Genomic DNA, 15,171 nt, shown 5'->3' with positions numbered 1-15,171 from the left:
GTATAAGGCTACCTTGCTACAGCAAGCTCTTGACGTAAGCGTCAATGTCGCTGATGTATTTTTCAATGCCAGAGGCATCTTTCTCACGAATTAGATGTTCCAGCGTTTCACATAACTGCTTGCCGGGAACCAGATTAAGCATGGCAAACACCCCTTTAAGCCGGTGTGCTGTCTGTGCCAGCGCTGCAAAATCCTGCGCAGCGGACTCAGTATACAACCGCTTAACATCATCTGGTACTGTATCAACGAAGAGCGAATAATATCCGCTGGCATGGAGTTCGGCATTTTCATCGCCGCCTAACGGTGACTCCAGGATCTCTTCCTGCGCCAGATTCTCTTCAATCAGTTGTAATACAGCTTCCTGCATTGCATTGCTCATATTAAAGTTGACGCGCAGCTGCCCAGGGCCGATTTTCCGCACGCCTGGCTCATCATCGCTTAAAAGCAAGCCTGAGGCAGTAAGATTAGACGGATTATCAGTTAAAAATAGATCAAATTCTTGACTCGCGAGCCTTTCGTCCGGGGTAATGCAGGACGCCCCCCAGTTTTCCAGCTGACGAACGACGATATTACGGATCTCACTGGAGGTCACATCCACCATCACCACCACATCGTCCAGCAGACGCTCTTCATCCTCTTCCTGGGGATTCGCCGCCATTTTCACGTGTAAAGAGTAGCGGGTGCCGAGGGACTCGCGGGCCTTAATGTTCAGATGACCGCCCAGCTTACGCGCCAGCTGATCGCAAAGCCAGAAGGTGAGGGCATTCGCCTTACCGTAGTGGTCGCGCTGGGTATCGTTCAGGAACGGGAAGTGCAGGTTATCAATTTCGCTCACTGTGACGCCTTCGCCCGTATCCAGGATGCGGAACGTCAGACGATCGTCGGTGGACTCATCGGTGCTGACTTCAAGGGTGATCTTGCCGATCTGCGTCGTGGTGACGGCATACTGTATCAACATCATCAGGATGCGACGCAGGGCATCGCGATCGCCGTGACGTTCGTCGTTGGCCGGTAAATGGTTGTTGATCAGCAGCTGGAGTCCCTTGCGCTTGATCACCGGCAGGACTTCCGGCACCACCTCATCAATCAGGTCCTGGATGGAAAAGAGCGTAGGGGTGCCCTTCCAGATGTCATTCTCCAGCATGTTCGCAAGCTGGATTTCGTCCACCAGACGAACCAGGGAGTCGGCCTGGCTGCTGAGCTGTCGGCTTTCCGGCGTGCTCAGATCAGCAATCTGCGTGGCGAGTGACTTTAACGGTTGTTTAAAGGCATCGCCAATATTTTGCATAAACGCCGCGCGGCCATGTTGGTTTTTCTCGTACAGCCTTTGCGCCTGCTTGAGCTTTTTATTCACCAGCACTTCGCGATCCTGATCGCGAATGATGAAGATTTGCGTGCGCGAGGCGACCTGACTGCGGAACTGACGGATCTCATACAGTTCATTATTAACGGTGGCCTGAATAACGCCCTGGTGCTGGTCCGCCATGGCCGTAATATTTTGCAGGTTAAGATGCGGCAGAAGGTGATCGGCAATTTTATTGCTCATTACCGTGCGGTTAGCCTCCTGGTCGTGAACGAGCACCCCAAGCGGCAGCACGGAAATAATCTCTTCATTCAGGGCACGAAGAATGCGCAACTCGTTGCTGGTCCCGGCTGATACCGACGTCGAGTCGCTCTGGCGGCCCGACTGGAAACGGAAGGTGCTGTAGCCAAACAGCGCCAGCGCCAGCAGGCCAATATTCAGCAAAAGCGGCAGCAGAATGTTTTGCAGAGTATCAAGCATCAGGGTGCCAAAAGGCACCTGCCACACCAGACGCATACCGGTTGAGTTGAGCGATGAGGCAATCTCAATCTTTGAGCCATTAAAGGAGATCGCTACGCTGTCCGCGCCTTCTTTATCCGACGGCGTGCGCATATTTTGGGTGCTGTTGTCTGGCTCCAGACGGAAACTGTCCAGCGGCATATCCGGTGGGATGAGATCGTTAATCGGCAGGTCGAAGGCAACCACGGTCGCCAGATGGCCCGGCTGGTTAAAGGTGGTTCGCAGCGTAAAGTAGTGGCCATTCTGCCAGGCAAGACGGCGTAATGACGAGAAACTTTCTCGCTCGTCCAGCGCGTTGGCCTGTTGCAGCATTTCTGCCCGACGGGAATCCACAATACTGCCAACGGTGGTCTCTTTAAAGCCGGACGAAAGATCCTTAAGCGGCAGGGTCGAGATCAGGATCATGCTGTTGTCCTGACCGTTCAGGTAATACATTGACCACGGTACGGTCTCGGCGCCCCACAGGGTGTCCAGATAGGAGGAGATCCGCTGCGTCATCTCAAGCGTTGCGCTGTCGTGCGAGCCGAAAATCAGGGCTTCCGTCTTGCGCTGCGGTTTTTCAAGGTAATACACATCCTGCTTAAGGCGCGTTTCCTGCAACCCTTCGCCTGACGAGGTGGCAGGCGCGGCAGCGATATTGTCGTAGATTTGCCAGGTCGCATAGCGCCACGTATCAATGCGCTTATGCACCGCATGGGTGATATCGACGATTTGATAGCTTTTATCTTTAAGCCAGGTATTAACGGCGCTCTGAACCATCACCCCCATTGTGACTAACAGCACAACGATCAACAGAAGAAAGAAACGGGTGATGCTGCCCGGTAGAAGGGAGAATTTGCTCGGGGCGGTAGTTTCAGTCTGACTCATCGATGTGTTTAACCCGTAATGGCCGCGCGGTAATGGGATAGGGCAGTATAAAGGGTAATAACTGAATTTCCAGCGTCGTTAACGGTATGACCTTGACTTTTTATCCGGGTAAGCGGCTTCAACGTCCCCGGATGAAAGGTGTACAAAACCCCGTGAAATGTATAAATACGCGATCGCACCGGCAGGAAAATAGCACGAATAAACAAGAAATTAATTTCAATAGCATAAAAAAGAATTCAGCGAAAGCCGGATGCTGGATTTAGTTAATAGTCGTTATCATTTCTGAGGGGTAGCACATAAAATGTAGGCTGACGTAAAGAAAGGTAAAAAAAAACCGAATGCGAAGCATCCGGTTCAATTAGGGATAAACAGACATTCAGAACTGAATGACGGTAATAAATAAAGTTAATGATGATAGCGAGAGTTATTTTAGTGGTGTTGAAGGGAATTTTTTTGTCATTCAGTGCTGTACCGTTTTTTAAGCTAATCACTTGTATTAAATAGAATATATTTTTGTTTTGATTATCCGTGCTATATTTTTAAACTATTTATGCTCTGTAAAAGTTCCTTCAAATTTACAAATTGAAACATGTTGATGGTAAAGTGAAACATCTTCAAAGTTTTCGTATCATATTCCTGTTGGATTATTCTGCATTTTTGAGGAGAATGAACTTGCCGACTGGTTAAGAGGGTTGACCAGTAAGCAGTGGTAAATAATAAGGCATATAACAGAGGGTTAATAAAATGAAAGTTAAAGTACTGTCCCTCCTGGTACCAGCTCTGCTGGTGGCAGGCGCAGCAAATGCGGCTGAAATTTATAACAAAGACGGCAACAAATTAGATCTGTACGGTAAAGTGGATGGTCTGCACTATTTCTCTGATGACGACAGTGCAGACGGCGACCAGACCTACATGCGTCTGGGCTTCAAAGGCGAAACTCAGGTTAACGACCAGCTGACCGGTTACGGCCAGTGGGAATACCAGATCCAGGGCAACTCTGGTGAGAACGAAAACAACTCATGGACGCGTGTGGCGTTCGCAGGTCTGAAATTCGCTGATGCGGGTTCATTCGACTACGGTCGTAACTACGGCGTTGTTTACGATGTGACTTCCTGGACCGACGTTCTGCCGGAATTCGGCGGCGACACCTACGGTTCTGACAACTTCATGCAGCAGCGTGGTAACGGCTTCGCGACCTACCGTAACCAGGACTTCTTCGGTCTGGTTGATGGTCTGAACTTCGCGTTGCAGTACCAGGGTAAAAACGGCAGCCCAAGCGGCGAAGGCCAGACCAACAACGGTCGTGAGGCACTGCGTCAGAACGGTGATGGCTACGGTGGCTCTCTGACCTACGATCTGGGCGAAGGCTTCGCACTCGGTACGGCGGTCACCAGCTCTAAACGTACTGATGACCAGAACGCCATGGCCTACGGTAACGGCGATCGTGCTGAGACCTACACCGGTGGTCTGAAATATGACGCGAACAACATCTACCTGGCTGCACAGTATACTCAGACTTACAACGCGACCCGTGCGGGCGACCTGGGCTGGGCTAACAAAGCGCAGAACTTCGAAGTGGTTGCGCAGTATCAGTTCGACTTCGGTCTGCGTCCATCCGTGGCGTACCTGCAATCTAAAGGTAAGGACCTGGAAAACGGCTACGGCGACCAGGATCTGCTGAAATATGTTGATGTTGGCGCGACTTACTACTTCAACAAAAACATGTCCACCTACGTTGATTACAAAATCAACCTGGTTGATGAGAACGACTTCACTCGCGCAGCAGGTATCGGTACTGACGATATCGTCGCGCTGGGTCTGGTTTACCAGTTCTAATTGCTCATACAGCGACAAAGGGGCCATCAGGCCCCTTTTTTCATGCTTTTTTAGGGTCTTACAAATACGCTGTTTTAGTGTACTCTTGCCGCCCTGGCATGAGGATAATAACCAATGGATATGACTTTTTTACGCGCCAGCGTTCTGGCGACTTTTTTACTCCTGACCGCGTGTGACTCTTCCACACAGCCCGCAAAAATCGACGCACCCGCCGCGACGGTGCTGGAAGGGAAAACCATGGGGACCTTCTGGCGCGTCAGCGTGATGGATATTGATAAATCCCGCGCTGAAGAATTACGCGGTAAAATTCAGGCGCAGCTGGATGCCGACGATCAGCTACTCTCTACCTATAAAAATGACTCAGCGCTGATGCGTTTCAATCGCTCCAGCAGCACCTCGCTGTGGCCGGTGAGCGAAGCGATGGCCGATATCGTCACGGAATCCATGCGCGTGGGCTACAAAACCAACGGCGCAATGGATGTGACCGTGGGGCCGCTGGTGAACCTGTGGGGATTTGGCCCCAACAAGCAGCCGGTGACTACACCCGATCAAGCCGCCATCGACGACGCCCGCGCCCGTACGGGGTTACAGCATCTGGCGGTGATCTCCCAGTACGGTCAGCAATACCTGCAAAAAGATATTCCCGACCTGTTTGTCGATCTCTCCACGGTAGGCGAGGGGTATGCTGCGGATCATCTCGCGGCCCTGATGGCGCAGGAAGGCATTCCGCGTTATCTGGTTTCCGTCGGGGGCGCGCTCGTCAGCCGGGGCATGAACGCCAGCGGCAGGCCGTGGCGAGTGGCCATCCAAAAACCAACCGATCAGCAGAACGCGGTGCAGGCGATTGTCGACATCAACGGGCATGGTATCAGCACCTCCGGAAGCTACCGCAACTATTACGAGCTGGATGGCAAACGTATCTCGCACGTGATTGATCCGCAAACCGGACGCCCGATTACCCACAACCTGGTGTCCGTGACGGTGATAGCCCCAACCGCGCTGGAAGCGGATGCCTGGGATACCGGATTGATGGTGCTCGGCACGGAGAAGGCCAAAGAGGTGGTGCGTCAGGAAGGGCTGGCCGTCTATATGATCACCAAAGAGGCTGACGGATTTAAAACCTGGAGTTCGCCGCAGTTCAATAGCTTCCTGGTGAGCGAAAAAAATTAAAAAGCAAGGTTGCGGGTTTTTGTTCGGTGGCGTTCAGGCAAGCTGAGCGTATGCTTGTAAGAGGAGCCGATAATGAAAAACACAACCTATCTTACCGATGAGGATCGCTGGCAGGCCGTACTGGCCCGCGATCCGCGTGCGGATAACCAGTTTGTCTTTGCCGTGCAGACGACCGGCATTTATTGTCGTCCGTCCTGCCGCGCCCGCCACGCGCTGCGTAAAAATGTCTGCTTTTATCCTGATGCTCACCAGGCCGCGCAGGCGGGTTTCCGCCCCTGTAAGCGCTGTAGGCCGGACCAGGTCGACCCTATGGCGCAGAAAAAGGCCAACATTGCGCTGGCCTGTCGACTGCTTGAACAGGATGCCGCGCTGAACCTGGAGGCACTGGCGCAGCAGGTTGCCATGAGTCCGTTCCATTTCCACCGCTTGTTTAAATCCGTCACCGGCATGACGCCGAAAGCATGGCAGCAGGCCGCGCGTGAACAACGCCTGCGCACCCTGCTTGCACAGGGCGGTAAAATCACCGACGCCGTACTGGCCGCTGGCTTTCCGGACGGCAGCAGCTACTACCGTAAAGCCAACGGCGCGCTGGGCATGACGGCAAAACAGTACCGCAACGGAGAGGCTGCGGTCCGCTATGCCATCAGTGACTGCTCGCTGGGCCGCTGTCTGGTGGCGGAAAGCGAGCGCGGGATCTGCGCAATACTGCTGGGTGATGACGACGCCGGGCTGACGGCTGAGCTGCTGTCACTGTTTCCGCTTGCCGTCCGTGAACCGATGGAAGGCGCGTTTGCCGGGCGTGTTCGGCAGGTTATTGCCTCTGTCGACAGCCGCGCGACGCCGCTGACGCTGCCGCTGGATATTCGTGGTACCGCCTTCCAGCAGCAGGTCTGGCAGGCGCTGCGGGATATCCCCTGCGGTGAAACGGCAAGCTATCAGCAGGTGGCGAAGGCCATTGGTAAACCCAATGCCGTACGTGCCGTGGCGGGGGCCTGCGGTGCCAACAAACTGGCGATAGTCATCCCCTGTCATCGCGTGGTGCGTAACGACGGTGCGCTGTCGGGTTATCGCTGGGGAGCAGCGCGTAAGATGCTATTGTTGAAACGTGAGGCGAACAACCCGGAGGGATAATGCTCGATCTTTTTGCTGATGCTGAACCCTGGCACGAGCCGCTCGCGCCGGGGGCGACGATCCTGAGACGCTTCGCGCTTTCCCGCGCGGCGGCGCTGTTCGACGGTATTGATGCCGTTACCGCTTGTTCACCATTTCGCCATATGGTTACGCCAGGCGGGTATACCATGTCCGTGGCGATGACCAACTGCGGCGAACTGGGATGGGCGACGAATGAGCGGGGCTATGTATATGCCGCGAACGATCCGCTGACGGATCAGCCGTGGCCGCCGATGCCGGAGGCGTTTCAGGCGCTGTGTCATGACGCCGCCGTGGCGGCCGGCTATCCTGATTTTCGACCCGATGCCTGTCTTATCAACCGCTATGCCGTTGGGGCAAAGCTCTCCTTGCATCAGGATAAGGACGAGCCGGACCTGCGCGCGCCGATCGTCTCGGTATCCCTTGGGCTGCCCGCTGTCTTTCAGTTTGGCGGCCTGCGGCGCAACGACCCGCTCAAACGGCTGATGCTGGAGCATGGTGATGTGGTGGTCTGGGGCGGTGAATCACGGCTTTTTTACCACGGTATTCAGCCGCTTAAACCTGGCGATCACCCGGTGGCGGGGGCATTTCGCTACAACCTCACGTTCCGTCAGGCGGCATACAGAGAATAAAAATAAGAATTATTCTTGATGTGTGTGAAAGGCAGTTTACACTGCTGGCTGATTTTTCTTGTCCGGATTGCTCTGCATGCAACTACTTCTTCTTGTCTGGCGGCAGTATCGCTGGCCTTTTATCGCGGTGATGGCGTTAAGCCTTGCCAGCGCGGCGCTGGGGATCGGCCTGATTGCCTTCATTAACGTGCGTTTGATCGAAATGGTCGACACGTCACTCTCAGTCCTGCCGGAATTTCTGGGTTTACTGCTGCTGCTGATGGCAGTCACGCTCGGGTCACAGCTGGCGCTGACCGCCCTCGGCCACCATTTCGTTTTCCGTCTGCGCAGTGAGTTCATCAAACGGATCCTTGATACTCAGGTGGAACGCATCGAACAGCTGGGAAGTGCCTCTCTGCTGGCGGGGCTGACCAGCGATGTGCGCGCCATTACCATCGCCTTTGTGCGCCTGCCGGAGCTGGTGCAGGGGATCATCCTGACATTTGGCTCGGCAGCCTATCTCGCCTGGCTCTCCAGCAAAATGCTGGCGGTAACGGCGCTGTGGATTGTTATTACCATCTGGGGCGGGTTCCTGCTGGTATCACGCGTCTATAAGCACATGGCAGTGCTGCGCGAAACGGAAGACAAGCTCTATAACGATTATCAGACGGTGCTGGAAGGGCGCAAAGAGCTGACGCTGAACCGCGAGCGTGCCGAGCATATCTTCAACCATCTTTATATCCCGGATGCGCACGAATATCGTCATCACATTATCCGCGCCGATACGTTCCACCTGAGCGCCGTGAACTGGTCCAACATCATGATGCTGGGCGCGATTGGCCTGGTGTTCTGGATGGCGAACAGCCTGGGGTGGGCGGATACCAATGTGGCGGCAACCTACTCCCTGACGCTGCTGTTTTTACGCACGCCGCTGCTGTCGGCCGTTGGCGCACTGCCGACGCTGCTGAGCGCTCAGGTGGCCTTCAACAAGCTGAAGAAATTCGACCTTGCGCCGTTTAAGGCTGAGTTCCCGCGCCCGCAGGCCTTCCCGAACTGGCAAACGCTGGAGCTGCGTAACGTTACCTTCCGCTATCAGGATAACGCCTTCTCCGTAGGGCCGATAAACCTGACCATTCATCGCGGCGAACTGCTGTTCCTTATCGGCGGCAACGGCAGCGGCAAATCTACGCTGGCGATGCTGCTGACGGGCCTCTACCAGCCGCAGGCGGGTGAAATTTTGCTGGATGGTAAAGCGCTGAGCGCGGAGAAACCGGAGGACTACCGCAAGCTCTTCTCGGCGGTATTTACCGACGTCTGGCTGTTCGACCGGCTGCTGGGACCGGAAGGGCAGCAGGCGGATCCGGCGCTGGTGGAGAAGTGGCTTGCGCACCTGCAAATGTCACACAAACTGGAGCTACAGGATGGCAAAATCCTGAATCTCAAACTGTCGAAAGGGCAGAAGAAACGCGTGGCGCTGCTGCTGGCGCTGGCCGAAGAGCGTGACATCATCCTGCTGGATGAGTGGGCCGCCGATCAGGACCCGCACTTCCGTCGCGAGTTTTATCAGGTCCTGCTGCCGCTGATGCAGGCGATGGGGAAAACCATTTTTGCCATCAGCCATGACGATCACTACTTCATTCACGCCGACCGTCTGCTGGAGATGCGCGACGGCAAGCTGAGCGAGCTGACCGGCGATGAGCGCGATGCAGCGTCACGGGACGCGGTGGCGCGTACGGCCTGATTGCAATTGTGCCGGGTGGCGCCCGGCACACTAATTTTTCATATATGCCGTTTTTTTCTCCATCCCGACCCGCCGTTTATTCTTATTTACATATCCCCGCGCTATGCTTAACGCCAACTCATTTAATGGATTTATGATTGATGTCGGTATTAAAGAAAAACAGCGCCAGGCAGCGTGACCAGGAGCGTGCGCGGCTCATCTGGCTCCTGACGACCGATAAAGCGGTCACGTCAACGTTATTGGGTAAGCTAACCCTGGCTGAGCAATATGATGTCGGCACGCTGGCCGACGATATTGCTGAGGTAGGTGCGCTGGTTGCACATTTACCGCCCCCGGACCTGGCGGACACCCTGGAGGCATTGCCTTCCGAAGAGCGCCACGCCCTGTGGCGGCTGGTGCAGGATCACGAGCGCGGTCAGGTATTGCTTGAAGCCTCGGAAAACGTCTGGGATGACCTTATCGATGAGATGAGCGACCGGGACATCCTTGACGCCCTGCAAACGCTGGATATCGATGAGCAGATTTACCTCGTTCAGCATCTTCCGCGCAACCTGACCGGACGCCTGCTGGCTTCCCTGCCAGCCGAAGAGCGGGCGCGCGTGCGTCAGGTGATGCACTACGAGAAAAACAGCGTCGGCGCGATCATGGAGTTTGGCGTCATCACCGTGCGTCCGGACGTTACCCTGGGTACGGTGCAGCGCTATCTTCGTCGCCTGGGCAGTATGCCGGACAACACCGATAAACTGTTCGTCACCTCGCGGGATAAAACCCTGCTCGGGGAGCTGGAGCTGAAAACGATCCTGCTTAACAGCACTCAGCAGCGGGTGAGTGAGGTCATGGAAACCGAGCCGATGGTCTTCTCGCCGGAAGACGATGCCGAAAAAGCGGCGCGTACCTTCGAACGTGATGACCTGGTGAGCGCGGCGGTGGTGGATTCGGTGGGCAAGCTGATGGGGCGTCTGACCATCGATGAGATCGTTGACGTGGTCTATGAAGAGACCGATAACGACCTGCGTGCCCTTGGCGGGATCAGTGCCGAAGATGACGTTCATGCCTCCGTCGGCAAGGCCGTCAAAACCCGCTGGGCGTGGCTCGCCATCAATTTATGCACCGCGTTCGTGGCGTCCCGCGTTATTGACGGCTTTGAACATACCATTTCCCAGCTGGTGGCCCTGGCGTCGCTGATGCCGATTGTGGCGGGGATCGGCGGGAACACCGGTAACCAGACTATCACCATGATCGTTCGCGCCCTGGCGCTGGAAAACATTCAGCCGGGTAATTTCTCGTGGCTGATTTTCAGGGAGATGGGCGTCGCGCTTATTAATGGCCTGGTCTGGGGCGGCATCATGGGCGGCATTACCTGGTGGCTGTATGATGATATGGCGCTGGGCGGGGTCATGATGCTGGCGATGGTGCTGAATCTGCTGGTGGCGGCGATGATGGGCGTGATTATCCCGTTGACCATGACCCGGCTGGGGCGCGACCCCGCGGTGGGATCGAGCGTGATGATCACCGCCATTACCGATACCGGCGGTTTCTTTATTTTTCTTGGACTGGCGACGATTTTTCTTCTGTAGCCAGCGCTTTTTGCTTAAGTCGGGCAGGGAGGATGAACATCATCACAATCCCGCCCAGCACGCCAATCGCCAGGTTGCCGGTGAAAACCGTTGCCACAACCGTCACCAGCATCACGACGGTTTCAGCCACCGGCGCGTTTTTCAGCGTTCCGGGCTGAACGCTATGCCAGCTAAAGGTCTTGACGGCCACAATGGCCATAATTCCCGCCAGTACCGCCATCGGAATTTTGGCCATCACCTCGCTGAGCGCCGTAACCAGCACCAGCAGTACGATGCCCGCCGCAAGGGTGGAGATACGGCTTCTGCCTTTCCCCATCTCCACGTTAACGATGGTCTGCCCAATCATCGCGCAGCCCGCAATGCCGCCGTAGAACCCGGCCATAATATTGCCCACGCCCAGTCCGATGCTCTCGCGGCGCTTACTGGAGGGGGTAGCGGTCAGCTCGTCCACCAGTTTTGCCGTCAACAAGGATTCCAGCAGGCCAACGAAAGCGATACTTAGCGCGCACGGCCAGATGATGCTCAGGGTTTCCAGATTGAGCGGCACCAGCAGTTGCGTAAAGCCCGGCAAACCGCCGCCCATGGAACCTTCATTCCCTACCGTCGGCAGGATTTGCCCGCTGGTGACGGTGAACAAAGTCAGCAGCACAATGGCAATCAGCGGGGAGGGCACGCTTTTGATATAGCGTGGCACCCAGAGCACAATCAGCAGCGTCAGCACGAACAGGCCCACAATCAGCGGGCTTCGGCTCCAGAAATGGGGCACCTGGGCAAAGAAAATCAAAATGCCAAGGGCGTTAACAAACCCGGTCATCACCGACTGGGGAATAAAGCGCATCAGCCGCGCCATACCCAGCGCGCCGAACAGGATCTGAATCACGCCTGCCATCACCACTGCGGGCAGAATGTACTGTACGCCGTGTTGATGGACCATCGGCCCAATCACCAGCGCGACGGAACCTGCCGCCGCCGTCACCATGGCCGGACGCCCGCCGAGCAGGGAAAGGGCGAAACAGAGCACCACGGAGGCGATAAGGCTCACTTTCGGATCCACGCCCGCGACCACGGAAAACGAAATCACTTCCGGGATCAGCGCCAGCGCGGTAATCACACCGGCCAGGGTTTCGCGCATCAGACGGTGAGGCGAACGTAAAACAGTGGCGACATGGCCTTCTTGAGGTACAGACGAGTGGGGTAATGACATAACAATTCGCTGGTAGGGGCAGGCTTCCGTGCGCGCGATCACAAAGTGCAGCATGATAGCCAGGAAAATCGTCGGGTGCCAGCCTGTCTGCCAAATCCCTACAAACAATCCATCATTAAATTTCACAATTACAATAATTTCGTAACCTTTAAACAATATTTAAAAGTTGCTACCGTGCCACCGCAGCGTGTTTCACCTGTAATTTCCACGCATCAAGCACTATTCAACTAAGGCATAAATGATGAAAAAAATGACTGCCGTGCTCTTTTCTCTGGCCGTGGGGCTGAACGTCGTCTCGATGGCGGCGAAGGCTGACGCACCAAAAGAGCAGGAAACGGATGTCCTTTTAATTGGTGGCGGCATCATGAGCGCCACGCTGGGAACGTATCTTCAGGAATTAGAGCCGAACTGGTCCATGACCATGGTCGAGCGCCTCGATGGCGTGGCACAGGAAAGCTCTAACGGCTGGAACAACGCCGGGACGGGGCACTCGGCACTCATGGAACTGAACTATACGCCGCAGAAAAAGGACGGTTCCATTAGTATCGAGAAGGCGGTAGAGATCAACGAAGCGTTCCAGATCTCACGTCAGTTCTGGTCTCACCAGGTGAACAGCGGTGTGTTGCACAATCCGCACTCCTTCATCAACACCGTACCGCACATGAGCTTTGTGTGGGGCGATCAAAACGTCAACTTCCTGCGCGCGCGCTACGCTGCCCTGCAACAGAGCACGCTTTTCCGCGGGATGAAATACTCTGAAGATCACGCTCAAATCAAAGAGTGGGCGCCGCTGGTCATGGAAGGCCGCGATCCGAACCAGAAAGTAGCGGCGACCCGCACTGAAATTGGTACTGACGTTAACTACGGTGAAATCACCCGTCAGCTGGTGTCCTCTCTGAAGAAAAAAGAGAACTTTAACCTGCAACTCAGCTCCGAAGTGCGTGGTTTCAAGCGCAACGCGGATAACAGCTGGAGCGTGACCGTTGCCGATCTGAAAAACAACGAAGCCGAGCATGTGATTAAGGCGAAGTTCGTGTTTATCGGTGCGGGCGGCGCGGCGCTGAAACTGTTGCAGGAGTCCGGTATTCCGGAAGCGGACGACTACGCGGGCTTCCCGGTTGGCGGCCAGTTCCTGGTGTCGGAAAACCCGGAAGTGGTTAACCGTCATCTGGCGAAAGTGTACGGTCAGGCCTCTGTGGGCGCACCACCGATGTCCGTTCCGCATATCGACACCCGTATGCTGGACGGTAAGCGCGTAGTGCTGTTCGGGCCGTTCGCCACATTCTCCACCAAATTCCTGAAAAACGGTTCCCTGTGGGATCTGCTGAGCGCGACCACGACGTCAAACGTCAAGCCAATGATGGACGTGGGGCTGGATAACTTCGATCTGGTGAAATACCTGATTAGCCAGGTGATGCTCTCTGATGAAGAGCGCTTCGAGGCGCTGAAAGAGTACTATCCGCAGGCGAAGAAAGAAGACTGGCGTCTGTGGCAGGCGGGTCAGCGCGTGCAGATCATCAAACGCGATCCGAAAGAGGGCGGCGTGCTGCGTCTGGGTACCGAAGTGGTAAGCGATAAGGATGGCACCATTGCCGCGCTGCTGGGGGCATCTCCGGGGGCGTCTACCGCTGCGCCAATCATGCTGCACCTGATGGAAAAAGTGTTTAAGGACAAAGTATCCAGCCCGGAATGGCAGGCGAAGCTGAAAACCATTATTCCATCCTACGGTACGAAGCTGAACGGTAACGTTGAAGCCACGGAACAAGAGCTGGAATACACCAGCCGCGTTCTGCAACTGCAATACGTCAAACCGCAGGCTGCGGATGCTGCGCCTAAGGCAGAGCTGAAGCCTCAGGCGGAAAGCAAGCCGGTAGCGGATATCGCGCTGTAAGGTAAACGCAAAACGGTAACATCCGTTACCGTTTTTAGTGTTTTCTCCCTCTCCCGGTGGGAGAGGGTTGGGGTGAGGGCACCAGAACGCACCCTTTCCTGGTCGGGTAAGCGAGAGCGCCACCCGACTTATTATTAACGAACTACCGCTTGTCCTACCGTCTCATCCGCCTTCCATACGCGATATTTCACATCCACGTTTTCCGGCGTGTATACGACGATCGGCAGCTTGCTGTTATAGCGCAGCAGACTGTTATCACCCAGATACGCGGTAATAAATTTCTTCTCTTTCTTGCCGTCCGGGCACGCCATCATGGTGGAGACTGGCGAGGTTACTTTGTCGAAGACATAGTAGTCATAGCCCCAGCCTTCCAGCGTTTTGCTTTCCAGCTGGCCGCCCAGGCGATGCTGGTTGCAGTCCACTTCCAGCGTCTGGCCGATTAACAGCTCAACTTTGAAATTTGCTTCATCCTGCTGAGCCGGGAGCTGAATAACCTGGCGCTTCATCCCTTTGTCCGCTTGCGGATACGGAGCAACTTTTTCCAGCGGCTGCTCTTTCTGGGTTTCGCTGGCGAAAGCACTGGTGCTGGCGCACGCAGCGGCGATGAGGGCGATGGCAAATTTAGGTGCGTTTTTCACTGTCATTCCTTTTTGTTAAAACGATCCTGGAAAGACTAACATATAGCACGTGAATAGTTGGCGCAATTTACTCATATTTTCATTTTAAACGGAGTAATGCACTGCTTTTATGTTCATTTATTGGTGTTTAATGCTGTGTTGGAGTCGATGCGGCAATCGTGTTATTTTACGCGTTAATTATTGTTATTCATCTGTAAAGGGAGGGGAGATGGTAGGGGAAAAACTGAAGACACCTGAAGGCCGCAAGTTCCTGCTGGCGTTACTGGTTGTGTTTATGATTGCTGCTGCATGCGTGGGGCGAGCAACCATTGTCGGTGTGATTGAGCAGTACAACATCCCGCTCTCTGCCTGGACAACCAGCATGTTTGTCCTGCAATCGGCGATGATCTTTGTTTACAGCCTGGTGTTCACCGTCCTGCTGGCGATTCCGCTGGGGATTTTCTTTCTCGGTGGGCGTGAAAAACACTAAGCATTGCGCATGCGGAGACAGGCAATAAAAAACCAGCCATAAGCGGCTGGTTTTTTTGTGTAGTTTTGGTCGGCACGAGAGGATTTGAACCTCCGACCCCCGACACCCCATGACGGTGCGCTACCAGGCTGCGCTACGTGCCGACGCATAAAAGGAATACTACTCGATTCCTTTTTGAATGCAAGGGGCAAGCAAC

Annotated in this window: 11 protein-coding genes and 1 tRNA gene; 8 read left to right on the top strand and 4 right to left on the bottom strand. The window is 55.0% G+C overall.

Annotation, left to right across the window (positions count from 1 at the left end; genetic code table 11):
• Nucleotides 1–16: 16 nt before the first annotated feature.
• Entirely contained in the window at nt 17–2,689 is a 2,673-nt protein-coding gene (rcsD, locus tag SK50_RS17485) for a phosphotransferase RcsD (RefSeq protein WP_017383411.1), read from the bottom strand.
• A gap of 744 nt (nt 2,690–3,433) precedes the next feature.
• On the opposite strand from rcsD, the gene SK50_RS17480 reads away from it, so the two are divergent.
• The 6 genes from SK50_RS17480 (at nt 3,434) to mgtE (ending at nt 10,773) form a co-directional block, all read left to right on the top strand.
• The gene (locus SK50_RS17480) at nt 3,434–4,525 is read left to right on the top strand and encodes a porin OmpC (RefSeq protein WP_017693024.1); all 1,092 of its coding nucleotides are present in this window, start codon (nt 3,434–3,436) and stop codon (nt 4,523–4,525) included.
• Nucleotides 4,526–4,639: 114 nt separating this feature from the next.
• Nucleotides 4,640–5,695, top strand: coding sequence for an FAD:protein FMN transferase ApbE (gene apbE, locus SK50_RS17475; protein ID WP_015572290.1), 1,056 nt, complete (start codon nt 4,640–4,642; stop codon nt 5,693–5,695).
• Nucleotides 5,696–5,767: 72 nt separating this feature from the next.
• Nucleotides 5,768–6,826, top strand: coding sequence for a bifunctional DNA-binding transcriptional regulator/O6-methylguanine-DNA methyltransferase Ada (ada, locus tag SK50_RS17470; RefSeq protein ID WP_039270337.1), 1,059 nt, complete (start codon nt 5,768–5,770; stop codon nt 6,824–6,826).
• Nucleotides 6,826–7,476: a DNA oxidative demethylase AlkB gene (gene alkB / locus SK50_RS17465; RefSeq protein WP_003859395.1), complete on the top strand. Its 651-nt coding sequence runs from the start codon at nt 6,826–6,828 to the stop codon at nt 7,474–7,476. Before ada ends, alkB begins: the two co-directional genes overlap by 1 nt.
• Nucleotides 7,477–7,552: 76 nt before the next feature.
• Nucleotides 7,553–9,196: a multidrug ABC transporter permease/ATP-binding protein gene (locus SK50_RS17460; RefSeq protein WP_017383408.1), complete on the top strand. Its 1,644-nt coding sequence runs from the start codon at nt 7,553–7,555 to the stop codon at nt 9,194–9,196.
• A 140-nt stretch (nt 9,197–9,336) separates the two neighbouring features.
• The gene (gene mgtE, locus SK50_RS17455; protein ID WP_006811337.1) at nt 9,337–10,773 is read left to right on the top strand and encodes a magnesium transporter; all 1,437 of its coding nucleotides are present in this window, start codon (nt 9,337–9,339) and stop codon (nt 10,771–10,773) included.
• On the opposite strand, the gene SK50_RS17450 is transcribed toward mgtE, so the two are convergent.
• On the bottom strand, nt 10,736–12,031 hold the full coding sequence (locus SK50_RS17450) for a SulP family inorganic anion transporter (protein WP_047642587.1): 1,296 nt from the start codon (nt 12,029–12,031) through the stop codon (nt 10,736–10,738). The genes mgtE and SK50_RS17450 overlap by 38 nt on opposite strands.
• Before the next feature lie 187 nt (nt 12,032–12,218).
• Here SK50_RS17450 and mqo point away from each other — a divergent pair, with 187 nt between their 5' ends.
• Nucleotides 12,219–13,868 carry a malate dehydrogenase (quinone) gene (mqo, locus tag SK50_RS17445; RefSeq protein ID WP_017693029.1) on the top strand — a complete coding sequence of 550 codons (1,650 nt, stop codon included), beginning with the start codon at nt 12,219–12,221 and terminating at the stop codon, nt 13,866–13,868.
• Nucleotides 13,869–14,002: 134 nt separating this feature from the next.
• On the opposite strand, the gene eco is transcribed toward mqo, so the two are convergent.
• A complete protein-coding gene (gene eco, locus SK50_RS17440; protein ID WP_032648923.1) occupies nt 14,003–14,512 on the bottom strand; it encodes a serine protease inhibitor ecotin in 510 nt (169 codons plus the stop codon).
• 202 nt (nt 14,513–14,714) lie between these two features.
• Here eco and SK50_RS17435 point away from each other — a divergent pair, with 202 nt between their 5' ends.
• Nucleotides 14,715–14,975: a DUF2534 family protein gene (locus SK50_RS17435; RefSeq protein ID WP_045343803.1), complete on the top strand. Its 261-nt coding sequence runs from the start codon at nt 14,715–14,717 to the stop codon at nt 14,973–14,975.
• A gap of 66 nt (nt 14,976–15,041) precedes the next feature.
• Here SK50_RS17435 and SK50_RS17430 read toward each other — a convergent pair.
• A tRNA-Pro gene (locus tag SK50_RS17430) sits at nt 15,042–15,118 on the bottom strand.
• Between the last annotated feature and the right edge of the window lie 53 nt (nt 15,119–15,171).

The sequence above is a fragment of the Enterobacter sp. BWH64 genome, from assembly GCF_001037645.1.
Taxonomy (GTDB): Bacteria; Pseudomonadota; Gammaproteobacteria; order Enterobacterales; family Enterobacteriaceae; genus Enterobacter; species Enterobacter hormaechei_C.
Note: the sequence above shows the minus strand (reverse complement) of the source record. Positions and strands in the feature narration are given on the sequence as shown.